The 22,098-nt window shown below is 72.2% G+C and carries 24 protein-coding genes; 13 read left to right on the forward strand and 11 right to left on the reverse strand.

The genetic code is table 11. The features are described from left to right. Nucleotides 1-17 precede the first annotated feature (17 nt). A complete protein-coding gene (locus tag ABZT06_RS15340) occupies nt 18-1,046 on the reverse strand; it encodes an SDR family oxidoreductase (RefSeq protein WP_355740304.1) in 1,029 nt (342 codons plus the stop codon). Between the two features lie 104 nt (nt 1,047-1,150). Here ABZT06_RS15340 and ABZT06_RS15345 point away from each other — a divergent pair, with 104 nt between their 5' ends. Further along, the gene (locus ABZT06_RS15345; RefSeq protein WP_355740306.1) at nt 1,151-1,810 is read left to right on the forward strand and encodes a M15 family metallopeptidase; all 660 of its coding nucleotides are present in this window, start codon (nt 1,151-1,153) and stop codon (nt 1,808-1,810) included. Between the two features lie 175 nt (nt 1,811-1,985). Here ABZT06_RS15345 and ABZT06_RS15350 read toward each other — a convergent pair whose 3' ends face one another. The 4 genes from ABZT06_RS15350 to ABZT06_RS15365 all read right to left on the reverse strand — a co-directional run bounded on the left by ABZT06_RS15350 (nt 1,986) and on the right by ABZT06_RS15365 (nt 6,174). After that, entirely contained in the window at nt 1,986-2,945 is a 960-nt protein-coding gene (locus ABZT06_RS15350) for an SDR family NAD(P)-dependent oxidoreductase (protein WP_355740308.1), read from the reverse strand. A 297-nt stretch (nt 2,946-3,242) separates the two neighbouring features. Next, nucleotides 3,243-4,412 carry an aromatic acid exporter family protein gene (locus ABZT06_RS15355; RefSeq protein WP_355740310.1) on the reverse strand — a complete coding sequence of 390 codons (1,170 nt, stop codon included), beginning with the start codon at nt 4,410-4,412 and terminating at the stop codon, nt 3,243-3,245. 29 nt (nt 4,413-4,441) lie between these two features. Continuing rightward, nucleotides 4,442-5,098 carry an HAD family hydrolase gene (locus ABZT06_RS15360; protein WP_355740312.1) on the reverse strand — a complete coding sequence of 219 codons (657 nt, stop codon included), beginning with the start codon at nt 5,096-5,098 and terminating at the stop codon, nt 4,442-4,444. A 38-nt stretch (nt 5,099-5,136) separates the two neighbouring features. Further along, nucleotides 5,137-6,174 (reverse strand): PHP domain-containing protein, encoded by a 1,038-nt coding sequence (locus ABZT06_RS15365; protein ID WP_355740314.1) that lies wholly within the window; start codon nt 6,172-6,174, stop codon nt 5,137-5,139. A gap of 164 nt (nt 6,175-6,338) precedes the next feature. On the opposite strand from ABZT06_RS15365, the gene ABZT06_RS15370 reads away from it, so the two are divergent. Together ABZT06_RS15370 and ABZT06_RS15375 are read left to right on the forward strand one after the other, a co-directional pair. Then, nucleotides 6,339-7,148, forward strand: a complete 810-nt coding sequence (locus tag ABZT06_RS15370) for an SDR family oxidoreductase (RefSeq protein ID WP_355740316.1) — start codon at nt 6,339-6,341, stop codon at nt 7,146-7,148. A gap of 163 nt (nt 7,149-7,311) precedes the next feature. Continuing rightward, complete coding sequence (locus ABZT06_RS15375) at nt 7,312-7,548, forward strand: hypothetical protein (RefSeq protein WP_355740318.1); 237 nt, start codon at nt 7,312-7,314, stop codon at nt 7,546-7,548. 9 nt (nt 7,549-7,557) lie between these two features. Here ABZT06_RS15375 and ABZT06_RS15380 read toward each other — a convergent pair whose 3' ends face one another. After that, nucleotides 7,558-8,787: a family 16 glycosylhydrolase gene (locus ABZT06_RS15380; protein WP_355740320.1), complete on the reverse strand. Its 1,230-nt coding sequence runs from the start codon at nt 8,785-8,787 to the stop codon at nt 7,558-7,560. Nucleotides 8,788-8,897: 110 nt separating this feature from the next. Continuing rightward, on the reverse strand, nt 8,898-9,446 hold the full coding sequence (locus tag ABZT06_RS15385; protein WP_355740322.1) for a VanZ family protein: 549 nt from the start codon (nt 9,444-9,446) through the stop codon (nt 8,898-8,900). Between the two features lie 214 nt (nt 9,447-9,660). On the opposite strand from ABZT06_RS15385, the gene ABZT06_RS15390 reads away from it, so the two are divergent. The 6 genes from ABZT06_RS15390 to ABZT06_RS15415 are packed head-to-tail and all read left to right on the forward strand — an operon-like array spanning nt 9,661 to nt 13,389. Then, on the forward strand, nt 9,661-9,843 hold the full coding sequence (locus ABZT06_RS15390) for a hypothetical protein (protein ID WP_355740324.1): 183 nt from the start codon (nt 9,661-9,663) through the stop codon (nt 9,841-9,843). Continuing rightward, on the forward strand, nt 9,840-10,292 hold the full coding sequence (locus ABZT06_RS15395) for a monovalent cation/H+ antiporter complex subunit F (protein ID WP_355740326.1): 453 nt from the start codon (nt 9,840-9,842) through the stop codon (nt 10,290-10,292). Before ABZT06_RS15390 ends, ABZT06_RS15395 begins: the two co-directional genes overlap by 4 nt. Continuing rightward, a complete protein-coding gene (locus tag ABZT06_RS15400) occupies nt 10,285-10,545 on the forward strand; it encodes a hydrogenase subunit MbhD domain-containing protein (protein ID WP_355740328.1) in 261 nt (86 codons plus the stop codon). Before ABZT06_RS15395 ends, ABZT06_RS15400 begins: the two co-directional genes overlap by 8 nt. After that, nucleotides 10,542-11,282, forward strand: coding sequence for an MnhB domain-containing protein (locus ABZT06_RS15405; RefSeq protein ID WP_355740330.1), 741 nt, complete (start codon nt 10,542-10,544; stop codon nt 11,280-11,282). The genes ABZT06_RS15400 and ABZT06_RS15405 overlap by 4 nt, the downstream gene beginning before the upstream one ends. Continuing rightward, entirely contained in the window at nt 11,282-11,629 is a 348-nt protein-coding gene (locus tag ABZT06_RS15410; RefSeq protein WP_355740846.1) for a sodium:proton antiporter, read from the forward strand. The genes ABZT06_RS15405 and ABZT06_RS15410 overlap by 1 nt, the downstream gene beginning before the upstream one ends. Continuing rightward, complete coding sequence (locus ABZT06_RS15415) at nt 11,629-13,389, forward strand: complex I subunit 5 family protein (RefSeq protein WP_355740332.1); 1,761 nt, start codon at nt 11,629-11,631, stop codon at nt 13,387-13,389. The genes ABZT06_RS15410 and ABZT06_RS15415 overlap by 1 nt, the downstream gene beginning before the upstream one ends. Here the strand turns inward: ABZT06_RS15415 and ABZT06_RS15420 are convergent, their stop codons facing one another. Then, nucleotides 13,390-14,052 carry a DUF4230 domain-containing protein gene (locus ABZT06_RS15420; protein WP_355740334.1) on the reverse strand — a complete coding sequence of 221 codons (663 nt, stop codon included), beginning with the start codon at nt 14,050-14,052 and terminating at the stop codon, nt 13,390-13,392. A 150-nt stretch (nt 14,053-14,202) separates the two neighbouring features. Between ABZT06_RS15420 and ABZT06_RS15425 the strand changes: the two genes are divergently transcribed. After that, nucleotides 14,203-15,396 (forward strand): cytochrome P450, encoded by a 1,194-nt coding sequence (locus ABZT06_RS15425; RefSeq protein ID WP_355740336.1) that lies wholly within the window; start codon nt 14,203-14,205, stop codon nt 15,394-15,396. A gap of 6 nt (nt 15,397-15,402) precedes the next feature. Here the strand turns inward: ABZT06_RS15425 and otr(A) are convergent, their stop codons facing one another. Further along, the gene (otr(A), locus tag ABZT06_RS15430; protein WP_355740338.1) at nt 15,403-17,247 is read right to left on the reverse strand and encodes a tetracycline resistance ribosomal protection protein Otr(A); all 1,845 of its coding nucleotides are present in this window, start codon (nt 17,245-17,247) and stop codon (nt 15,403-15,405) included. A gap of 219 nt (nt 17,248-17,466) precedes the next feature. On the opposite strand from otr(A), the gene ABZT06_RS15435 reads away from it, so the two are divergent. After that, nucleotides 17,467-18,426, forward strand: coding sequence for a ribose-phosphate pyrophosphokinase (locus ABZT06_RS15435; protein ID WP_355740340.1), 960 nt, complete (start codon nt 17,467-17,469; stop codon nt 18,424-18,426). On the opposite strand, the gene ABZT06_RS15440 is transcribed toward ABZT06_RS15435, so the two are convergent. Then, nucleotides 18,421-18,801, reverse strand: coding sequence for an anti-sigma factor antagonist (locus tag ABZT06_RS15440; protein WP_355740342.1), 381 nt, complete (start codon nt 18,799-18,801; stop codon nt 18,421-18,423). The genes ABZT06_RS15435 and ABZT06_RS15440 overlap by 6 nt on opposite strands. Before the next feature lie 168 nt (nt 18,802-18,969). Further along, complete coding sequence (locus ABZT06_RS15445; RefSeq protein WP_355740344.1) at nt 18,970-19,407, reverse strand: MarR family transcriptional regulator; 438 nt, start codon at nt 19,405-19,407, stop codon at nt 18,970-18,972. 103 nt (nt 19,408-19,510) lie between these two features. Between ABZT06_RS15445 and ABZT06_RS15450 the strand changes: the two genes are divergently transcribed. Next, complete coding sequence (locus tag ABZT06_RS15450) at nt 19,511-20,965, forward strand: aldehyde dehydrogenase family protein (RefSeq protein ID WP_355740346.1); 1,455 nt, start codon at nt 19,511-19,513, stop codon at nt 20,963-20,965. Nucleotides 20,966-20,988: 23 nt separating this feature from the next. Continuing rightward, nucleotides 20,989-22,095 (forward strand): NAD(P)-dependent alcohol dehydrogenase, encoded by a 1,107-nt coding sequence (locus tag ABZT06_RS15455; RefSeq protein ID WP_355740348.1) that lies wholly within the window; start codon nt 20,989-20,991, stop codon nt 22,093-22,095. Nucleotides 22,096-22,098: the final 3 nt, after the last annotated feature.

Raw genomic sequence — 22,098 nt, forward strand, 5'->3', positions numbered from 1 at the left:
CGGATCACCAGAGCCGGTCAGCCGACCTTGCGGCCCTTCATCGGCTCGGTCCGCGCCCCCGCACCCTGCTGCATCCCGTGCAGGAACTCCTCCAGGACCTCGGTCGCGGTGTGCTCCGGATGCCAGCCGAGTTCCGTACGCGCACGCGTGCAGTCCATCAGCGGCAGTCGCAGGACCGCGTCGAACAGGTGCGGGGACGCGGGCAGCAGATGCAGGCCCCACGCGGCCGCGATCGCCGAGCGGGCCGCGGTGCGGGGCAGCCGTACGGGACGGGCGCCGAGCAGCCCGGCCAGCAGCTCGGCGTCCACCGGCGGCTCGCCCGCCAGGTTGAAGGCGCCCCGCACGTCCGAGTGCACCGCGAGCCGATAGGCCCGGGCGGCGTCGTCGGTGTGCAGCGCCTGCACGCGCAGACCGGGAATGTCGGGGAGGAAGGGCAGCAGGTCGGGCCGGGCCAGCTGGCCCGGCAGGAACCGGCCGCCGAAGATGCGGCGCTGCTCGCTCGCCGACTCCCGCTTGAAGAGGAACGCCGGACGCATCCGTACGACCCGGACGGCCGGGTGGTCGCGCTCGAAGGTGTCCAGGGCGCGCTCCAGATACGCCTTCTCCCGGCAGTACGCGGCGTCCGGCCAGCCGTGCGTCGGCCACGACTCGTCCACCGCGTAATCCTTGGGACCGGGGGAGTAGGCGCCCACGGAGGACGCGTGCACCAGCGCCGGCACCTTGGCCGCCGCCACCGCCTCGAACACCCGGATCGAGCCGAGCACGTTGGTGCGCCAGGTCACCGCCGGGTCGTGCGTCGGCTGGAACGCCCACGCCAGATGGACCACCGCGTCGGCGCCGGCGAACTCCTCGGTCAGATCGGTCCGTTCCGATGACAGGTCGACCGCGGACCACTCCGTCCGCGCGGGCGACCAGTCCGGGATCCGCCGGGCCAGGCCCCGCACGGAGCCGACCTCCGGATCCTCGGAGAGAAGGCGCACCACGCTGGTTCCCACGTTGCCGGTGGCGCCCGTGACCACGATCCTGCTGCCGGTTGAAGTGCTCACCTTCGGCTCCTTCGGGCCGCTGGGGCGGGGAACCGCCCGAGTACCCGGCCCCCGGCGATGCACGCGGTGCACGGCACGGTCCGCGGCCACGAGATGATCGCCGCATGAGCGAGATCATCCTGATGTCCGACGCCCGTGTCGCCGCCGTCCCCGTCGAGGAGAACGGCGAACCCCTCGTCGACGTCCGCGCGCGTCTCCGCGTCGACGACCGCAAGCACGAGGACTCCCTGGGCGCCGAGGTCCATCTGCGCCAGGGTGTCCTCGACCGGCTGCTCCAGGCGCAGGCCCTGCTGCCCGACGGCCTGCGCCTGCTCTTCGTGGAGGGATACCGGCCGCCCGCGCTCCAGCGGCACTACTTCGAGCGGTACGCCGACGAACTGCGTGCCGCCCACCCCGACTGGTCCGCCGACCGGATCCGCACCGCGGCCAGCCGCTATGTCTCCCCGCCCGAGATAGCCCCGCACAGCGCCGGCGCGGCCGTCGACCTCACCCTCACCGACGCCGACGGCCGCGAACTCGACCTGGGCACCGCCATGAACGCCAGCCCCGAGGAGAGCGACGGCGCCTGCTGCACGGGCGCCGGCAACATCACCGAGGAGGCGAAGACCAACCGCGCCGTGCTGGGCGCGGCACTGAGCGCGGCGGGCCTGGTCAACTACCCGACCGAGTGGTGGCACTGGTCCTACGGCGACCGCTACTGGGCCCTGCAGACGGGGGCGCCCGCCGCGCTGTACGGGCCGCAGGAACTCGAGAGGGCGCGGTGACGAAGACGGCTGCTGAGGCTGCCACGACCACCGGCAGCCTCCGGAGTGGCCTGTAGACGCTGCGGCCGTGATGCCCACCGGCGGCGACTGCGGTCGCTACCACCAGCCCCGGCTTCTCGAGCCGCCTGCAGTCGCTCACGCAGCTCCAGCCACCGGCGGCCTCGGAGCCGCCGGTTCACGCGAACGCGTTCACGCCCGTGAGCTCCGCCGACAGCGTCCACAGGCGCTCCGCCTGCTCCGGGTCGGTCGCCCAGGCCTGGACACCGCCGCTCGCGTCGCCCTCGACGGCGGGCTCGGCGATGTCGCAGTCCTCCAGGTAGACGCCGCCCATCCCGGCCAGCTGGGGCGAGGTCGCCGCCCACACCTGTGTGGCCGCGCCCTCCTCAGGGCTCTTGAAGCCCGAGGGGTTGAGCACGTTGCCCTGCTCGTCGATCCAGCCGCGCTCCACCATCTCCGCCTTGGGCAGGTGGCGCTGCAACGGGGTGATGATGCCGCCCGGGTGGAGCGAGAAGGCCCGCACCCCGCGGTCGGCGCCGAGCTTGTCGAGGTGGACGGCGAACAGGACGTTCGCCGTCTTGGCCTGGCCGTAGGCCTGCCACTTGTCGTAGCCGGTGCGCCAGTGGACGTCGTCCCAGCGCATGCCGGAGAAGTGGTGGGCGCGCGAGGACACCGAGACCACGCGGGCGCCGCCCGGCTCGATGGCCGGCCACAGCCGGTTGACCAGCGCGAAGTGACCGAGGTGGTTGGTCGCGAACTGCGCCTCCCAGCCCGGCCCGACCCGGGTCTCCGGGCAGGCCATGATCCCGGCGCTGTCGATGACGTAGTCGACCGTGCGGCCCGAGTCGAGGAAGCGCTCGGCGAAGGCGCGCACGCTGTCCAGGTCACCGAGGTCGAGCTCGTCCAGTTCCACGCCCTCCAGGCCGGCCAGGGCCTTCCAGGCGGTGTCGGGACGCCGGGCCGGGACGACGACCCGGGCGCCCGCCTTCGTGAGCGCCCGGGTGGTCTCCAGACCGAGCCCCGAGTATCCGCCGGTGACGATCGCGAGCTTTCCGGACAGGTCGGCGCCCGCGAGGACGTCGTCGGCCGTGCTGTGGGCGCCGAACCCCGAACCGATCTTGTGCTGTGCAGTGCTCATGACGGGAACGCTACGAATTGGAGTGCGCTCGAAGTCAAGCGGGAACGCCCAGCGTCGCCGGGCGCGGACAGAAGGAAGCCCCGACCGGACGGGGGAATCACGGTCGGGGCGGTCAAGTGGTGGGTATGGATGGCGGTCGCCTCTCGGCGAAAGGCTCCACAGGGCTTCAGCCGAACGATCGTCCCTGTGGGCAAAAGGTGAGGCCCGGGGACACTGTCCCATCCATACCCACGGTCTGTTCAACGGGCAACGACCCTGTGGTGTTCCACCGTTCGGGGCGTTTCGGGGTGAGCTGCGTCACCCGTGCCGACCGGTCGGAACGGTCTCGCTCCACAGGTTCTCGGCCTGCAGCAGCAAGGTCCCCAGCACGGTCGTGCCCTCGGCCCCCTGCCCGGCGTGCTCCCGCAGGCCGTCCTGGAGCTGCCCGCGCAGTTCCCGCATCGCCGACCGGGCGTGGTCGTCCGGGCGGCCCTCGCCGCCGGCCGCCAGCAGCCGCGCGCTCTCCGCGTGGCAGGCGTCGCCGATCAGCTGGAGGAGGTCGGCGTACGTGTCCAGTACCGGCCCGGGCGGCGGGGCGGGCGCCCGGTCGTCGTCGGCGGCCACGGCCAGGGTACGGGTCAGCGAGCGGATGTGCCCGGTGACACGGCTCCAGCGCTCGTCGTCCTGCTCCGGAGGCAGCGACGCGGGAGGCCGCCGTACGGCACGCAGCGGGGCGGCGGTCAGCCGCAGGCTCTCCCGGCTCCAGCCGCGGGCGGACCGTAGCGCCTCGAGGCGGCGTTCCAGCCGGGCCGAGGCATGCGACCAGCCCTGGGTGTCCCACTCGCCGTCCCGCAGGTCACCGGCCACCTTGTGCAGGGTGTCGCCCGCCTCCCGGGCCAGCGCCCCGAGGTTCTCCCGTACGTCCCGCAGATGGATCGGCGGAAACACGAACGCGTTGAGGGCGAGACCGATGACCGCGCCGAGCGCGGCCTGTCCCACCCGGTGGCCGACGGCGGACGCCCCGGCGGAGCTGGTGGCGAGGGTGAACAGCGCGGTCGTCGCGCCGTAGATCCCCTGGTCGCCGAAGCGCGGCCAGTTCGCGAGGAGCACCAGCAGCGGCACGGACAGGGCCACGGCGCCCAGCGTGCTCCCGGTGACGGCCAGCGCCACCGACGCCAGCACGGCCCCGCAGCAGATCGCCGCCAGCTGCCGCACGGCCTGCATCAGCGAGCTGTACACGGTGGCCTGCATCAGCACCACCGCCACCCAGGGCGCCATCAGGGCCATCGGATCGCCCATCCACACGCCCGCCACGAGCCAGGCCAGGATCGCGGCCACCGAGGCCTTGATCGACTGCACGACCAGGTCGCGCTCCCGCCCCGGCCCGCGCCAGGCGGCGCGGACGGCCCGGCCCACGGCGGTGGCTTCGTGCCGCAGGGCTTGCGTCGGACGGGGCTGTCGGAGCAGGGCTTGTGTCACACCAGTCATCCGCTGTGGGTTCCGCGAGGTGGAGCAGGTCATGCCAGGGGACTGTCCGCAAGGGATGCCAGCAGGTGGGCCGGATCGTCGTAGATCGCCTGCGCGCCCGCCTTCTCCAGGTCGGCGCGCGGGATGCCGCCGCACAGGACGCCGACGCAGCGCACGCCCGCCCGGCTGCCGGCCTGCATGTCCCAGACGGTGTCGCCGACGAGGACCGCGCGCTCGGCGGGCACCCCGGCCAGCTCCAGCGCGTGCTCGACGGGCTCGGGGGCGGGCTTGCCCTCCTCGACGTCGTCGGCGCTCGCGGTGGCCATGATCGCGTCGTCCGCGTCGATCGCCCGGCGCAGCGCCGACAGCTCCGCGCTGCCCGCGGAGGTGGCGAGCACGACCCGCCAGCCCTCGTGGTCGAGATGCCGCAGCAGCCGGCCCGCGTCCCGGAGAGCGGGGAGCCGGTCGAAGTACTGCCCGTACAGGGCCTTGTGGGCGGCGCTGAGCTCGGCGTCCCGGTCCTTGTCGCGGTCGTCGCCGAGGAGATGCGCGACGAGGTCTTCGGAGCCGAGCCCGATGGCCCGGTGGACGGCGTGCATGGGCACCCGGTGGCCCACCTGCCGCAGCGCCTCCCACCAGGTCGTCACATGCAGGTGGTTGGTGTCGACGAGGGTGCCGTCGACGTCGAACACTGCCGCCCGTTCCATGGACCGCTCCTTTCCTGTCGGATCGCACGGGTACCACCTCAGGCGCCCGCCACTCGGGCCGGCACCCGCCCTTCCCGGGACCAGGCCAGCAGCTCCTCCAGAGCCCATGTCGTCACGATCCGCCCGGCCGGCACCCCGCACTCCTCCGCCCGTGCGCAGCCGAGGATCTGCCAGTCGAGCTGGCCGGGCGCGTGCGCGTCCGTGTCGACGGAGAACAGCACGCCCGCCTCGACCGCCTGGCGCAGCAGCCGGCGCGGCGGGTCGAGACGCTCAGGGCGGCTGTTGATCTCCACCGCCGTGCCCGACTCGGCGCAGGCGGCGAACACCTCGTCCGCGTCGAACTCCGACTCGGGCCGCCCGCGCCCGGTCACCAGCCGTCCCGTGCAGTGCCCGAGGACGTCCGCGTGCGGATTCCGTACGGCGGCCACCATGCGCCGGGTCATCGAGCGGGCGTCCATGCGCAGCTTGGAGTGGACGGACACGACGACGACGTCCAGGCGGTCCAGGAGGGCGGGTTCCTGGTCCAGGGAGCCGTCGTCGAGGATGTCGCACTCGATGCCGGTGAGCAGCCGGAACGGCGCCCAGGTCTCGTTCAGCGCCGCCACCACGTCCAGCTGCTGCCGCAGCCGCTCCGGGGACAGCCCCCGGGCCACGGTCAGCCGCGGCGAGTGGTCGGTCAGCACCGCCCACTGGTGGCCGAGCTCCGCCGCGGTCCGGCCCATCTCCTCGATCGGGCTGCCGCCGTCCGACCAGTCGGAGTGCAGATGGCAGTCGCCGCGAAGAAGCGCTCGCAGCTTCTCGCCGGCCCGGTCCCGGGGCGCGGTGGACTCCGCCTCCAGCTTCTCCAGGTAGCCCGGCACACCCCCGCCCAGCGCCTCGCGCACCACCTGGGCCGTCTTCGGGCCGATCCCCTTCAGCGACTCCAGCGACCCGGCCTCCGCCCGTTCGCGCACCTCGTCCGCGGGCAGCTCGGCCAGCACCCGGGCCGCCGTACGGAAGGCACGGACGCGGTACGTCGGTGCCAGGGACCGCTCCAGCAGGAAGGCGATCCGTTCCAGGGCCTCGACGGGATCCATGGCCACCTCCTCCTCCAGAGTTCCCCAGGCGCCCGGGGGCCGCACGACGGGCGAGCGGTTTGCCGGGTTCGCCGCCGGGTACTGCGATGCCTCGTCGGAGGTCCCTCGAACGCCGGAGGTCCGGCTGGTAGTCCCGACGACACCCCGCCCCCGAGGAGGCCGAGATGTCCGCCCCCACCTCACCCCGCAGCAAGGTGGCCGTGATCACCGGCGCCGACTCCGGCATCGGCCGGGCCACCGCCGTACGGCTGGCCCGGGAGGGGATGGACATCGGCATCACGTGGCACAGCGACCTGAAGGGCGCCGAGGGGACCGCCGAGGAGGTCCGTGCCCTCGGACAGCGCGCGGCCGTGGCTCAGATGGACCTCACCCAACTGCCCGCCGCCGCCGACACCGTCGACGAGCTGTGCGACCGGCTCGGCCGTCTCGACGTCCTGGTCAACAACTCGGGCACCGGCACCATGACGCCCCTCCTCGACCTGGAGCTGGAGACCGTCCGCGAGGTCCTCGACGTCGACCTGGTCGGTCCCTTCCTGTGCGGACAGCGGGCCGCCCGCCACATGATCCGGCAGGGCTCCGGCGGCCGGATCGTCAACGTGACCTCGGTCCACGAGCACCAGCCCCGGGTCGGCGCGGCCCCCTACTGCGCGGCCAAGGGCGGCCTGGGACTGCTCACCCAGGTCATGGCCCTGGAACTCGCCGAGCACGGCATCACCGTCAACGCGGTCGCGCCCGGCGAGATCGCCACCCCGATGACGGGCCAGGAGGACACCGACGTCCACACCGTGGAGCGCCCCGGCGTCCCGCTGGGTCGGCCGGGTGACGCCCGCGAGGTCGCCGCCGTGATCGCCTTCCTGGCCGGACCCGAGGCCACCTACGTCACCGGAGCGTCCTGGAGCGTCGACGGCGGGATGCTCCGCATGGGCCCACAGGCCGGCTCGCACCTCGGGGACGACGCGTGGCGGCGGCCTTGAGCAAGGGCCGACCGGACGGGCGTCACCGGCCGGGCGCGGACGTACATGTGGACGGCCGACCGTGGGTCGCGCCCCGGCTCCACGGTCGAGGCGGCCGTCCCCACCCTGCTCGGCGGATCACGCCCGCCTCTCCCTCCCGCGGGATGCGTTCTACGCTCGTTCCATGACCGAAATCGCGAGCCCGCACATCGCCCAGCCGCGGATCATCGTGCTCGGGGTCCAGCCGACCACACCGCCGTTCCGGATCGTGGAGATCGACGGCGAGGTGGTCGGCGAGGCCAGGGCCGTCACCGACGTCCTGGAGGCGGCCGCCGCCTTCGGCATCACGGTCCACGACCTGGACGACCCGGACGTGGTCCGCTGGGTGGGCGGCGACAAGTTCACCTGGACCCGGCACTGACCCGCAGGCTCAGCCGACGGTCCACTTCTGGTTCGCGCCGCCCGTGCAGGTCCACAGCTGCAGCCGGGTGCCGTTGGCCGAGCTGTTGCCGGTCACGTCGAGGCACTTGTCGGCCTGCGGGTTGACGATGTCGCGTGCGCCCGTGACGGTCCAGCGCTGGGCCCCGGAACCGTTGCAGTCGTAGAGCTGGACCGCCGTCCCGTCCGCGGTGCCGCCGCCCGTCGCGTCCAGGCACTTGCCGAGCGCGCGGATCGTGCCGTCCGAGCCGACGGTCCACTGCTGGGCGGCGGTGCCGTTGCAGTCGTAGAGCTGTACGGCGGTCCCGTTAGCGGGGTTCGCCCCGGCCACGTCCACGCACTTGCCCGCCAGGCCCCGGATCGCCGCCCCGGTGGCCGTGTCGCCGGTGGTCACCGACACGTGGTCCACCACGAGCTGCTGCGGGAAGGCCGTGGAGCCGTCCGGGTCGCCGGGCCAGTAGCCGCCGACCGCGAGGTTGAGGATCAGGAAGAACGGCTTGTTGAAGACCCAGGTGCGGCCGCCCAGGTCGGCGGGGGTGCGCCGCTGGTAGACGGTCCCGTCCACGGACCAGGTGATCGAGTCGGGCGCCCAGTCGACGGCGAAGGTGTGGAAGGCGTCCGCGAAGGCCTGGCCGTTCGGCAGGGAGTAGCCGGCGCCGATGCCGCCCGAGCCGGAGTAGCCGGGGCCGTGGAGGGTGCCGTGCACGGTCGAGGGCTCGAAGCCGACGTTCTCCATGACGTCGATCTCGCCCGAGTCCGGCCAGTTGACGGGCGTGCCGAGCATCCAGAACGCGGGCCACATGCCCTGCCCGCGCGGAATCTTCATCCGCGCCTCGACGTGTCCGTACTGTGCCGTGAACCTCCCGGAGGTGTTCAGCCGGGCCGAGGTGTACTGGCAGGTGCCGTACCAGCACTGGTAGTTGGCCGGGTTCTCGCGCCGGGCCGTGATCACGAGGTGGCCCTGGCCGTCGAGGGCGGCATTCTTGTTGCCCGAGGTGTAGTACTGCCGCTCGTGGTTGTTGACGTTGTCGCCGGTCTCGGTCTGCCACTTCGAGGAGTCGACCGCGGCTCCGGCGGGCCCGTCGAAGGTGTCGGAGAACGTCACCGCGGCGGCGGTGACGGCGGTGACGGCGGGCGGATCCGCGTGCGCGGTGCCGGAGGCGAGGAGGACGGACGACAGCGCGGCGAGGAGACATCCGCGCAGCAGGCGTGAGGCGGCCACGGCTCATCCTTCGAGTGGGGGGTGAAGGTGTCGCCTCTTGATTTAAGGAGTGAGTTAAGGGGTCGTCAATACTTTGGTACGGACCAGAAGTTGACGGAAGCCCGGACTCCCTACGCCTTCTTCTTCGGCTTGTGCACCGCCCGGCTCAGCCGCCGCCCCAGGAGCAGATAGCCGATGAGGGCGCCGGTCGTGTTGAGGATGACGTCGTCGATGTCGAAGGCCCGCCCCTCCACCAGCGCACCCTGCGCGAACTCGACCAGCAGCATCACCACGGCCGTCAGCAGCAGGATCCGCAGCAGTCCACGGGTCTTCGGGGCGATGATCGGAACCAGGACACCGAACGGGACGCCCAGCAGGATGTTCCCGCCGATCTGCTTGAAGGCGTCGCGCATCTCGGGCTGGTCCAGGTAGGCCTTGAGGGAGGCGCCGGGGTGGAGATTGGTGTGCGTCAGATCCACCGACGCGGGGGAGGGTTCGAGGGTCAGCCGGGCCAGCACGACCGCGAACGCCACCATGAACGCGAACGCGAACACCATCGCCACGAAACGGACGACGAGAGAGAGCGGATCGCGCCGGGGGCGGGCGGGTTTCGCCGCGCGCTCGGTCTTGGCGGTGCCGGCGTCCGACCCCGCTCGCGAACGTGAGAGCGCCCAGGCCATTGAGTCCTCCAGTCTGCAACTTCCCTGTGTCGCAAGGCGATTACCCCCGAACGATCCGAGAATGCCGCTGTGCGCCAACCTGCTCCCGGTTTCCCTTCGTACGGTCGGGGCACTCCGGGCTGAGTACCGCGCGCGTCGCCCTCGCACGCCCCAGGCCGATGTTTGGATGGCGCGCGAGCAGCGTTCTCAGGCCGCGGTCACGAGGAGGTGGCGCATGAACGGGCGTACGACACTCCTCGCCGCGGCGGAACTCCTCGGCTGGTGGGCCGCGCTCGCCGTCCTCTGGCTCGTGTTCATCAGCACCGTGGACACCCTGGAACTCGCGGTCGGCGCGGGCGCCGCCTGCCTCGGCGCACTCGCTGCCCGAGCCGCCCGCCGGGCGGTGACCGGACCGTGAACGGCTGGATCCTCGCGGCGGCCGTCACCCTCGGCGGGGGAGTGGGAGCCACCGTGTGGGGCGTCGCGACCGGCCCGCTCAGGCGCCGGGTCGTGGCACAGAACCTGTGCACCGCCTTCGCGTGTCCCGCCCTCCTGCTGCTCTCCCAGGGCTACGACCGTCCCTCCTACGTCGATCTCGCCCTCGTCCTCGCCCTGCTGGGCCCGGTCGGCACCCTCGTCTTCGCCCGGCTGCTCGCCGACGAACTGGCCGACGACCCGCCGAGCGCCTGGGGCCTGACCTACGCGGCCGCCGCGGTCGGCGCAGTGGTCGTACCCGCGCTGTGCATCGCCGCTGGACCGAGCCGGGCGATGGCCAAGCTGCTGGTCGTCGGAGCCCTGCTGATCGGCGGGAACGTCGTCGCCTCACGCGCCCTGTCCGGCGGGTATCCGGAGGTCCGCCGTGGCTGACGCGGTGATCGTCGTCGCACTGCTCCTGGTCGCCCTCTCCGCGACCGCGGCGGTGGCCAGCCGTGACCCCGTACGCCAGGCCCTGGTCCTGTCCGTGCTCGGCGTGGTCCTCGCGGTCCTGTTCACCGTGCTCCAGGCACCCGACGTGGCTCTGTCCCAGCTGGCCGTGGGCTCCGCCCTCACCCCGCTGTTGCTGCTGCTCGCCGTCCACAAGGTCAGGCGGCGCGGGAAGAAGGAAGGGCACCGCCGGTGAGCGGGCGCGCCCGGTTGTGGCTCCTCGCGGTGGGCGGCGCGGGTCTGGCCGCGCTCTTCGTGGCCGCCGCTCTCGACCTGCCCGCCTTCGGCGGCGACCGCCACCCCTACGGCGACCGCGCCGTCCACGCCTCGCTGGCCCGGCGCACCGCCAACGTCATCGCCTCCGTCAACTTCGACCAGCGCGCCTTCGACACCCTCGGCGAGATGACCATCCTCTTCGCGGCCGTCATCGGCTGCGTGATCCTGCTGCGCCAGACCCACGACGAACACCGCGACCGCCCGGCCGCGGGGACGGTCGCCCGCCCGGTCCGCTGCTACGCCCTCCTCGTGCTCCCGGTCGCCCTGCTCACCGGCCTCTACGTGATCGCCCACGGGCAGCTCAGCCCCGGCGGCGGCTTCCAGGGCGGGGTGGTCGCCGCGACCTCCCTGCACCTGCTCTACCTGGGCGCCGACTACCGCGCCCTGGAACGCGTCCGGCCGGTCGCCCTGTACGAGACCGGCGACGCGATCGCGACCTCCGCCTACGTCGTCACCGGCCTCGCCGGGCTGATCGGCGGTACGGCCTTCCTCGCCAACACGGTGCTGCCGTACGGCACCTTCAACACGCTGTCCTCCGGCGGCACCGTCCCCCTGCTGAACGCGGCCGTCGGCATGGAGGTGGCCTGTGCGGTCGTCGTCCTGCTCGCCCGCTTCCTGGACCAGACCGTCGAGATCGAGGAGGGGAACGGGAAGTGATGGACGTCTTTCCCTATCTGGTCGCCGGGTGGGTCTTCCTGACCGGCTGCTACGGGCTCGCCACCAGCCGCGACCTGATCCACGCCGTCGGCTGCCTGTCCGTGTGCCAGGCCGGCACCTACGTCCTGCTGCTGGCCGTGGGCTACCGCGACGGCGCCACCGCCCCCGTCTTCTCGGACCTGAAACCCGGCTCGCGCCCGGTCGTCGACCCGGTCGTGCAGGCCCTGACCCTGACCGACGTCGTCGTCGGCGCCACCGTCACCGCCCTGCTGCTCGCCCTCGTCGTGCAGATCTCCAAACGGCACGGCACCGTCGACCCCGACGAACTCTCCGAGCTGCGCGGCTGATGGACGACCTGCTGCCCCTGCTGGTGGCCGTACCGCTGCTCGGAGCCGCCCTGCTGGTCGCCGGCGGCCGGCTGGTGCCCCGGCCGGTCGCCGAGACCGTCGGCTGCGCGGTCTCCGCGGGGACGGCCGCCCTCGCCCTCGTCCTCCTGCTGAACTCCTCGCCGCCCTTCCTGGAGTGGTCCGGCGGCTGGACCCCCGCGGACGGACACAGCGTCGGCATCGTCCTGCTCGGCGACGGGCCCGGCCTCGGCATGGCCGCGCTCGCCTCCCTGCTCACCCTGGCGGCCCTGGCGTACTCCTGGCACTACTTCGACGAACCGCCCAGTGGCCACGCCGGGTCCTTCCCCGCGCTCCTGCTGCTGTTCCAGGGCGGCATGTGCGGGTTCGCGATCGCGGGCGACCTGTTCAACGCGTTCGTGTGGTTCGAGCTCATGAGCGTCGTGGCGTACGCCCTCACCGGCCACCGGGTCGAGGAGGCCAGAGCCGTGCAGGGCGCGCTGACCTTCGGCGTCGTCACCTCGCTCGGCGCGTACGCCATGCTCATGGGCATCGGGCTGCTGTACGCGCGTACCGGCGAGCTGGGCATGCACCAGATCGGCCGGGGACTGGACGCGCACGGCCGCCCCGACGCCCTGGTCCTCGCCGCGTTCGTCCTGGTCATGACCGCGCTGCTGGTCAAGGGGGCCGCCGTGCCCTTCCACTTCTGGCTGCCCGACGCGCACGCCGTCGCCCCCACCCCCGTGTGCATGCTGCTCTCGGGTGTCATGGTCGAACTCGGCACCTTCGGCGTCTGGCGCGTGTACGGCACGGTCTTCTCCGGACCCGGCGGCGTCCCGGCCCCTGAGTTCGAGCGGGCCCTCGTGGTGCTGGGCGCGCTGACGGCCGTGATCGGCGCGGTGATGTGCTGGTACCAGCGGCACATCAAACGGCTGCTGGCCTACTCGACGGTCGCCCACACCGGGCTCTTCCTCATCGGCATCGGATTCCTGAAGCCCGAGGCCGACGACGGGATCGCCCTGTACGTCCTCGGCCACGCCGGAGTGAAGGCGGCCCTGTTCGCGTGCACCGGCATCCTCCTCGACCGCTACGGCAGCGTCGACGAACACGCCCTGCACGGCAGGGCCCGCGAGCTCAAGGGTGTCGCCGTGCTCTTCGTCCTCGGCGCGCTCGGCCTCGCCGGTCTGCCGCCCTTCGGCACGGCCCTCGGCAAGTCCGTCACCGAGGAGGCCGTGGGCGGGCCGCTCACCGTGCTCTACGTGGCGGCGAGCGCGGTGACCGCCGCGGCCGTCCTGCGGGTCGCCGCCCGGGTGTTCTGGGGCCTCGGCCCCCGGCCCGAGGCCGGTTCCGGGTACGAGACGACCGGCTCCGGCGAGCGGCCGGAGACCCGGCACCGGCTCAGCCGGATCCCGGACACCATGACCGCGGTGCCCGCCGTGTTGCTCGCCGGGGCCCTCGCCGTCGGCGTGGCCCCCGGTTTCGCGGAGGCGGTCGCGCACTCCGTGAACGAGACCGGATCCGCCGGTGTGTCCGCCTCCGTGCACTGGACCCCGGCCGGAGCCCTGCTGGGCCTGGTCTCGACCCTGCTGGCCGGGGTCCTCGCCCTCCTCGCCGTCACCCGCCCGAAGCCGTTCGCCGCACCGGACCGGGCGCTTCCCCTGCGGCGCCTGCAGTCCGGGCACGTCGGCGACTACGTGGCCTGGGTGCTGGTCGGCACCACCGTGCTCGGCGCCCTCACCCTGCCGGGCATGCCCGGCGGCTGATCAGGTGCCGTAGGTGACCTCGACCTTCTTGAAGCCGAGGGAGTTCAGCAGGCCCTTGAGCATGTTGGTGGTGTTGGTCTCGGCCCGCTTGGTCAGCTCGCTCTCCTTCGCCGCCTCGGTGATGTGCTTCACCGCCAGCTTCTGCACGGCCTGTTCGCTGTTGGGGTTGTCGGAGAAGAAGTCGCCGAGCCGGTCGAGCAGACCGCGCTGCTTGGAGACCGCGTAGGAGCGGTCGGCGTCCAGCGTGGCCTTGCCGAGCTGGGCGTGCGGCAGACGGAGGGTGGCGGCCGTGCGGTCCTCGTTGACCGTCACGTCGTTCTTGGCGACCTTGCCGAGGTCGACGTAGGCGTCGACGGCGCCCGCCCCCACGTACAGGGTGCGGGAGCCGCGGATCGCGTCGGGCAGGAACTTTGTGTCCTTCTCCAGGTCCACGACGACCTGGAAATTGCCGGAGGCGGCGTCGTAGCGGCTGATGTCCTGGATGGACTCCAGAAGTGCGGGGCCCGTACGGTCGTGGGTCTCCGTGCCGAACAGGTCCTTGAGGCCGGGGATCACACTGAGCCGGATACCGGCGAAGAACACCACGAGCACCACCACGACGGCGGTCAGTATCTTCGCCCAGCCGGGCATGCGCCCGGACACGCGCCTGATGGGAGTCGTCATGCGACGGCCCTCCTTCCTAGTGCACGGATGCCCACGGATGACACCCAAAAGCCCTGCGGGACCGTCTTGTTGGCTGATTGGGACACTGCCGGGACACAGCGGCGCGCACTAGCGTGGAGAACTCCGCGTACCGCGTGTCTGGAGACCAGGATGAGCACAGACAGCACGTCCCGGGCCCTTCGTCCCATGCACCGCATCCCCCTGCCCGAGAACGGCCCGCCCCGGCTCACCACCCTGGCCACCGGCACCCCGGTGTGGCTCGTCACCCGCTACGCCGACGTGCGCCAGGTACTCATGGACCCCCACTTCAACAGGAAGTCCCTCCAGGAAGCGGATGCCCCGCCGCTGCTCCTCGTACCCAACCTGCTGGACTCCCCGGACGGCCTCATCAACCAGGACGGCCCGTCCCACCAACTGCTGAGGGGCACCGTCCAGCGGGCCTTCACCCCGCGCGCGATCGCCCGCTGGCGGCCCTGGACCGCCTCCGTCGTGGAGTCCCTGCTCGACGACCTGGCCCGGCAGCCGCAGCCCGCCGACATCGTCGAGGGGTTCACCCGCCGCCTCCCGGTCTCGGTGATCTCCCGGCTGATGGGGCTGGAACACGCCGACTGGGAGCACATCCGCGACTGGGCCGACCACGCCCTGTCCGGCGGCGCGCACACCGCCGAGGAGGTCGGCGCGGCCATGCGGGAGTTCGGCCACTTCTGCGCGGAACTGGTCGCCGAGCGGCGCAAGGAGCCGGGCGATGACCTGGTGAGCGCCCTGGTCGGCGCCGGCGACGACCTCGGGATCGAGGAGCCGCGCCTGGTCGTCCTGGTCCTGGGCCTGGTCGTCGCCGGACACGAGACGACGATGACGGCCCTCGGCAACATCGTCGTCCACCTCCTCACCGACGGTCGGCAGGCCTGGCCGGGCCTCGCCGAGAGCCAGGAGACGGCCGAGACCGCCGTCGAACAGCTCCTGCGCACGATCCCGCTGAGCGAGGGCAGGGTGCTGCCCGGGCTGATCCGCCGGGCCGTCGAGGACGTCGAGGTCGGCGGGGTGACGATTCCGGCGGGGGCGGTGGTGGCGGTGCAGACCAACGCGGCGAACCGGGATCAAGAGGTCTTTCCGCAGCCCGAGGAGACCGACCTGTTCGCGCCCCTGACGACCCCGAGCGTGGTCTTCGGTGCCGGCCCCCACCACTGCCTGGGCGCATGGCTGGCCCGCCTGGAGCTGGGGCTGGCCCTGCACCGGCTGGCGGTCCGGTTCCCGGGGCTGCGGGCCGAGTTCACACCGGGGACGATCGAGTGGCGGGAGGGGCAGATGACACGGGGGCCGCGGCGGTTGCCGGTGTCGTGGTGAGCACTCCTAGTGAGGCTTGAGTTCACGGTCGCCCGAGGGCCTGGACCACCACATCCCTTCACCGTGAGTGAGCCCGGGCAGCCGCAGCTCGATCTCCCGCACCCGTCGGGCCGGGAGACCACCGCTGATCACCCATGCCGTGAGCCCGCCCGTCGTCCCCGTGAACTCGGCTCCGGCGGCGGCCAGGTGCCCGGTGACGGGAGCCAGCGCGTCCAGCGGCACCTCCGCCTCGAACGCGTGGCAGGGCTCGAACAGTCGCGTCCCCGCCCCCTCCAGGGCTCGCCGCAGCACCATCGGCGTGAGTCCGCGGAAGTCGGCGGCGGTGCTGAGCGGTGCGACGAATCCGGAGCGGACGAGAGTGACCCGGTAGTCGGTCACGGTCGCTCCGTGCAGACCGGTGCGCATGCTCGCGTGGACCGTCTCCTCGATGGCCTGATGGAACGCCCGGGGGAGTGCGCCGAGTTCGGTCTCGTACGCGAACACCCCGCCGGAGCCACGCTCGCCGGGTTCGACGCGCAGCCCGATCGTCGCCCAGTAGCGGGTCCCGAGATGCCAGGGATTCTCTTCGCCCGCCTCCCCCGTGCCGCGCGGCCGCTCCAGGTACCGGACCCGGGCCGGCTCGAAGTCCGCCTCGACACCGAAGTCCTGGGCGAGCGTCGCCGCGAGCACCTCCATCTGGACCTCGCCGTAGAGAAGCAGTGTGGTGGCGCCTCCGGTCGTGGGGCGGGCGTGGATCAGGGGGTCCTGGTCGGCGAGGGCCAGCAGGGCCGAGCGCAGCCGGGACGCCTGCTCGGGGTGGCGGGCGGTGACCAGGGTCTCCAGGGTCGGGGGAGCGAACCGCGCTGCCCGGTCCGTGGGTTCGCCGAGGCGGTCGCCCACCCGGAGGCCGGGGGAGAAGGTCAGCGACGCGATGTTCCCGGCGGTGAGAGGACCACTGAGGTGGGTCACCCGCCCGGAGATCCGGCTGGTCACGCCGTCGGCCTCGCGCCTGAGGAAGGTGAGGCGATGACGCTCCGTCACCTCACCGTCGTACAGCCGCAGATACGCGACGCGCTCGCCGGCGGTCCCGGGGCGTACGGCGAACACCGTGCCGCGTGGCTCGCCTTCGCGTGTCGCGGGTGCGGGCGGGATCAGCCGGGTCATGCCCTCGACGAGGCCGGCGACGCCCTGGCCGCCGAGGGCCGAGCCGTGGAACAGCGGGTGGAAAGAGCCGTCGGCCGTGCGGGCGGCCAGGGACTCGCGCAGGTCGTCCGGGGTGGGCTCGGGACCGTCCACGACCGCCGCCAGCAGGTCCGGATCGACCTCGGCGAGAGCCTCGGCCAGTCGGCTGTCCTCGGGCAGGGCGGTCACCCCGGCACCGGGCGTGCCGATGCCCCTCACCTCGGTGAGCGGGGCGACGTACGGCGTGAGCCGGCGCCGGATGTCGGCGAGCAGGCCCTCGTCGCGGGCGCCCGCCCGGTCGATCTTGTTGACGAAGATCAGCGTGGGCAGCCGTAGCCCGCGCAGGGTCCGCATCAGCACACGGGTCTGTGCCTGTACGCCCTCCACGGCCGAGAGCAGCAGTACGGCCCCGTCGAGGACCGCCAGGGCGCGCTCGACCTCGGCGATGAAGTCAGAGTGCCCAGGGGTGTCGATGAGGTTGATCCGGGTGTCGCCCACGGTGAACGAGGCGACCGCGGAGCGGATGGTGATGCCACGCTGCCGTTCGATCGCGCCGTCGTCGGTGCGGGTGTCGCCGGTGTCGACGCTGCCGAGCCGGTCGATCGCACCGTGGTCGAACAGCAGCCGCTCGGTGAGGCTGGTCTTACCGGCGTCGACGTGGGCCAGAATTCCGATGTTCAGGGTGTGCATACGGGGTCGAGTCCTCGAGAACCGTGGGCCGAAGGGGGCGCTGGGTCGATTCGAGGAGTCGGCGCATGCGGGGGATCCTGACGTGAGGGAACCGGGACGTGGCCATGATGGCGTCCGCCCACCGGGGCACCGCAACCGAATATTCGGGGGCCGGGTGGACGGGGAGCGGGCCAGTAGCATGAGCCCGGCAACCGAGATGATCATCCGAGGAGCAGGTCCGTGCGAGACATCGCCGTGTTCAGCGGTAGCGCCCACCCCGAGCTGGCGGCGGAGGTCTGCGCGCATCTGGGGGTGCCGCTCAGCCCGACCCGGGTCAGCCGGTTCGCCAACGACTGCCTGGAGGTGCAGCTTCAGGCCAACTGCCGGGAGCGGGACGTCTTCCTCGTCCAGCCGCTGGTCAGGCCGGTCCAGGAGCACCTGGTGGAGCTGCTGCTGATGTGCGACGCGGCCCGGGGTGCCTCCGCGCGCCGGATCACCGTCGTCATGCCGCACTACTCCTACGCCCGCTCCGACAAGAAGGACGCGCCCCGGATCTCCCTCGGCGGACGCCTCGTCGCCGACCTGATGGTGTCGGCCGGCGCGAGCCGGGTCCTCGCCATGACCCTGCACTCCCCGCAGGTGCACGGCTTCTTCTCGGTGCCCGTCGACCATCTGCACGCGCTGCGCGAGCTGGCCGCGCACTTCCGGCAGTACGACCTGACCCGCACCACCGTGGTCTCCCCGGACCTCGGCAACGCCAAGGAGGCGGCCGCCTTCGCCCGGATGATCGGCGCCCAGGTGGCGGCGGGCGCCAAGCAGCGGTTCGCCGACGACCGGGTCAGCATCAGCGACGTGATCGGCGAGATCGCCGGACGGGACGTCATCGTGCTGGACGACGAGATCGCCAAGGGCAGCACGGTCCTTGAACTGCTCGACAGACTGAGGGAGTTGGGCCCGCGCTCGATCCGGGTGGCGTGCACGCACGGGCTGTTCGCCGACGGTGCCCTCAAGAGGATCGGCGAGCAGCCCGACGTACTGGAGATCGTGTGCACCAACACGGTGCCGGTCCCCGCCGAGGAGCGCACGGACAAGCTGCGGATCCTGTCCATCGCCCCCGCGCTCGCCGAGGCCGTACGGCGCATTCACAACGGTGAGTCGGTCAGCGCCCTGTTCGACGCGCCTCATGGCGAGGGGTCATAACGTCTCGGACGTGGTCTCGGGCCGGCTCAGGGCCGCGTCCAGCGACGGCAGCGGGGGCAGCAGCCGGGCCAGGCCGGTCACCCGGAAGATCCGCAGGGTGAGCGGGTGGGTGCAGACCAGGAGCAGCCTGCCGTTGTTGTCGAGCACCCGCGAGCGGGCCCGGTACAGCAGCCGCAGCCCGGAGCAGTCGAAGAACTCCACGCCACTGAGGTCGATCACCAGCCGCGCGCCGGGCTGCCCGGTGACCCGGTCCAGTTGGGGCAGGAGTTCGACGGTCGCGGCGATGTCGATCTCGCCGCGGAACTCCAGCACGGTGTGACCGCGCTCCTCGTGGACGCGCAGATGCCGGGACAGCGGCGCGGGTTCCTGCTGCACGACGACGTCGCCTCCAACCGGCTCCTGGGGGGCATGGGGTGCGTGCAAATCCTGTCCCCGCCCTGCAAGTTACCCTCGATGGAGTGAATTTGAGCATGTTCGATTGACATATGTCTCCGAATTGCGACCCTCAGTTCGCGCCGGATTCACGCGGGGCTCGCGCCCGGCTCACGACAGGGCGTGCCAGGCACTGGTCAGCGCTTGACGGAACTGCTCGGTCTGGTGCGCGGTGAGGTCCCGCACCATCCGCTCCTCCAGTTCCCGCACCGGCTTCTCGTGCCGTGCGAGCAGTGCGCGCCCCTCTTCGGTGAGCAGGATCAGCAGCTCGCGCCGGTTCTTCGGATTGCGCTCCCGGCGCACCAGTCCACGGGTCTCCAGGGAGCGCACGAGATCGGCGATCGACTGGGCGGTGACGAAGGAGTCCCGGGCCAGTTGCGCCGCCGACAGCCCGTCGTGCCGCTCGAGGACGGTGAGGGCCGTGTACTGCAGAGCGGTGATCCCGGACGGCCTGACCAGCTCGTCCAGATGGGAACGGACGACGAGCTCCACCTGTTTCACCATGTAGAGGAGCGACGGGGGCGCCTTGGTCACCTGTGTGTCGAGCATGGGTTCAGGCTAGAGCATTGACAGGAAACCTGTCTGTAAAGAGACTGCGAACCAACAGGAATCCTGTTGGTTGAAATCTTGGCAACGAAGCTGAGGAGCGGCGATGTCCTCCATCGAGATCGAACCCGGACGGCTGTTCGTGGGCGGCCAGTGGCGCGAGGCCGCCGACGGCGCGCGCACCGAAGTCGTCGACCCGTCCCGGGGCGCGGTCGTCACCACCGTCGCGGAGGCCGGCGCCGGCGACGTGGACGCGGCCGTCCGCGCCGCCCGGGAGGCCTTCGACGACGGCGCCTGGTCCGGCCTCAGCGGTCGCGAGCGGGGCCGGATCCTGCACCGGGTCGCCGAGCTGATCCGCGAGAACGCCGACGAACTGGCCCAGCTGGAGAGCCTGGACGTCGGCAAGCCGATCTCGCTGTGCCACGCCGTGGACGTGACCAACGCGGCCAACGACTACGAGCACTTCGCGGCCCTCGCCCACTCCCTGGACGGCTCGGTCCGCAACACGCCCATGAACGCCCTCGCGTACACCAAGCGCGAGCCGCTCGGCGTGGTCGCCGCGATCACCCCCTTCAACTTCCCCCTGATCCTGGCCGGTTCCAAGATCGGCCCCGCCCTCGCCGCCGGGAACACGGTCGTGCACAAGCCGGCCGACGAGACCCCGCTCAGCGCCCTCTACATGGCCGCACTGTTCCAGAAGGCGGGCGTCCCGGACGGCGTCGTCAACGTCGTCACCGGCACCGGGCCGGTGGCCGGCGAGGCCCTGCTGCGCCACCGAGGCATCGACAAGGTCGCCTTCACCGGCTCCACCGCGATCGGCCGGCACGTGGCCGCCACCGCGGGCGAGGCCCTCAAGCCCGTCACCATGGAGCTGGGCGGCAACGCGGCCAACATCGTCTTCGAGGACGCCGACCTGGAGAAGGCGGTCGGCGCGATCGTCAAGGCGTTCGTCTTCAACACCGGCCAGTTCTGCATGGGCGGCCCGCGCCTGCTCGTGGCCCGCTCGGTCCACAGCACCCTGCTCGGCATCCTCGCCGACGCCGTGCCCGGCGTGCCGGTCGGCGACCCCCGCGACCCCGGCACCGTCGTCGGTCCGATGGCGGGGGAGAAGCACCTGAAGAAGGTCGAGGAGTACGTCGACCTGGCGCGCAAGGAGGGCGGCCGGATCGTCTGCGGCGGTGAGCGCCTCGACCTCGACGGCGGCTTCTACTACAAGCCCACCGTGATCGCCGACCTCTCCAACGACTCCCGGGTGGTGCAGGAGGAGGTCTTCGGTCCGGTCCTGACCGTGCAGCCCTTCGACACCGAGGACGAGGCCGTCGCCCTCGCCAACTCCACGCCCTACGGCCTGGCTTCGGGCGTCCAGACGACCAACCTCGCCCGCGCGCACCGGGTCGCCGACCGCCTCCAGGCGGGCATCGTCTGGGTCAACGACTGGGCGATGCTCGACCCCGCGGTTCCCTTCGGCGGGGTCAAGGACTCCGGCTACGGCCGCGAGTACGGTCCCGAGGCGCTCGACGCCTACACCAAGGTCAAGTCCGTCGTCGTCTCGCTCGACTGAGCGCTTTCCAAGGAGTACCCGCGATGTCCCTCACCACCCGTGCCGCGGTCGTCGAGTCCGGCGGCGCGCCCTTCACCCTCTCCGACGTCACCCTCGACGAGCCCGGCCCCCGCGAGGCGGTCGTCCGCATGGTCGCGACCGGCCTGTGCCACACCGACCTCGGCGTGGCGAGCGGCGGACTGCCCTTCCCGCTGCCCGGAGTCCTCGGGCACGAGGGCGCGGGAGTCGTCGAGGCCGTCGGCTCCGCCGTCACCGGCGTGGTCCCCGGCGACCACGTCGTCCTGTCCTTCACCTCCTGCGGTGACTGCCGCAACTGCGACGGCGGTCACCCGGCCTACTGCGCCACCTGGCTGCCGCTGAACCTCATCGGCGGCCGCCGGGCCGACGGCACCAGCACCATCAGCCGCGACGGTGAACCGCTCGGCGGTCACTTCTTCGGCCAGTCCTCCTTCGCCGAGCGCGCCCTCGTCGACGAGCGCAGCCTCGTCAAGGTCGACCCGGAGGTGCCGCTGGAGTCCATCGCCCCGCTCGGCTGCGGTGTGCAGACCGGCGTCGGCGCCGTGTGGAACGTACTGAAGCCGGTCACCGGGTCCACGATCGTCGTGCTCGGCGCCGGAGCGGTCGGCCTGTCCGCGGTCATGGCCGCCGGCCTCACCCCGGCCACGGCGATCGTCGCCGTCGACCGGGTCGGCGAACGCCTCGCTCTGGCGAAGGAGTTGGGCGCCACCCACACCGTCGACGCCGGCGAGGAGGACCTCGGTGAGGCGCTCGCCGCGATCACCGGCGGGCAGGGCGCGGACGGGATCGTGGAGACCACGGGCAACGTGGGCGTCCTGCGCCAGGGCGTCGACGCGCTCGGCGCGCGCGGCACCCTGGTCGTCGTCGGCGCCCCGCCGTTCGGCACCGAGGTCTCCCTCGACGTCAACGGCCTCCTCGGCGGCAAGCGGATCGTCGGCCTCACCCTCGGTGACGCTGAGACGCAGAGCTTCATCCCCGCCCTGGTCCGACTGGTGAAGGAGGGGCGGCTGCCGCTGCACCGCCTGATCAGCACCTATCCGTTCGCGGACATCGACCAGGCGGTACGGGACATGGGCGCGGGCAAGGCGATCAAGCCCGTGCTGACGTTCTGAGCG

It is taken from the genome of Streptomyces sp. NPDC005483 (genome assembly GCF_040606035.1).
In the GTDB taxonomy this organism is placed as follows: Bacteria; Actinomycetota; Actinomycetes; order Streptomycetales; family Streptomycetaceae; genus Streptomyces.

Bases quoted from the DNA above. Each gene is read 5' to 3' on its own strand.
- ABZT06_RS15345 (WP_355740306.1), top strand. From the start codon at position 1,151: ATGAGCGAGATCATCCTGATGTCCGACGCCCGTGTCGCCGCCGTCCCC.
- ABZT06_RS15375 (WP_355740318.1), top strand. From the start codon at position 7,312: ATGACCGAAATCGCGAGCCCGCACATCGCCCAGCCGCGGATCATCGTG.
- ABZT06_RS15450 (WP_355740346.1), top strand. From the start codon at position 19,511: ATGTCCTCCATCGAGATCGAACCCGGACGGCTGTTCGTGGGCGGCCAG.
- ABZT06_RS15385 (WP_355740322.1), bottom strand. From the start codon at position 9,446: ATGGCCTGGGCGCTCTCACGTTCGCGAGCGGGGTCGGACGCCGGCACC.
- ABZT06_RS15355 (WP_355740310.1), bottom strand. From the start codon at position 4,412: ATGACTGGTGTGACACAAGCCCTGCTCCGACAGCCCCGTCCGACGCAA.
- ABZT06_RS15390 (WP_355740324.1), top strand. From the start codon at position 9,661: ATGAACGGGCGTACGACACTCCTCGCCGCGGCGGAACTCCTCGGCTGG.
- ABZT06_RS15415 (WP_355740332.1), top strand. From the start codon at position 11,629: ATGGACGACCTGCTGCCCCTGCTGGTGGCCGTACCGCTGCTCGGAGCC.
- ABZT06_RS15445 (WP_355740344.1), bottom strand. From the start codon at position 19,407: ATGCTCGACACACAGGTGACCAAGGCGCCCCCGTCGCTCCTCTACATG.
- ABZT06_RS15420 (WP_355740334.1), bottom strand. From the start codon at position 14,052: ATGACGACTCCCATCAGGCGCGTGTCCGGGCGCATGCCCGGCTGGGCG.
- ABZT06_RS15425 (WP_355740336.1), top strand. From the start codon at position 14,203: ATGAGCACAGACAGCACGTCCCGGGCCCTTCGTCCCATGCACCGCATC.
- ABZT06_RS15410 (WP_355740846.1), top strand. From the start codon at position 11,282: ATGGACGTCTTTCCCTATCTGGTCGCCGGGTGGGTCTTCCTGACCGGC.
- ABZT06_RS15455 (WP_355740348.1), top strand. From the start codon at position 20,989: ATGTCCCTCACCACCCGTGCCGCGGTCGTCGAGTCCGGCGGCGCGCCC.
- ABZT06_RS15350 (WP_355740308.1), bottom strand. From the start codon at position 2,945: ATGAGCACTGCACAGCACAAGATCGGTTCGGGGTTCGGCGCCCACAGC.
- ABZT06_RS15365 (WP_355740314.1), bottom strand. From the start codon at position 6,174: ATGGATCCCGTCGAGGCCCTGGAACGGATCGCCTTCCTGCTGGAGCGG.
- ABZT06_RS15360 (WP_355740312.1), bottom strand. From the start codon at position 5,098: ATGGAACGGGCGGCAGTGTTCGACGTCGACGGCACCCTCGTCGACACC.
- ABZT06_RS15370 (WP_355740316.1), top strand. From the start codon at position 6,339: ATGTCCGCCCCCACCTCACCCCGCAGCAAGGTGGCCGTGATCACCGGC.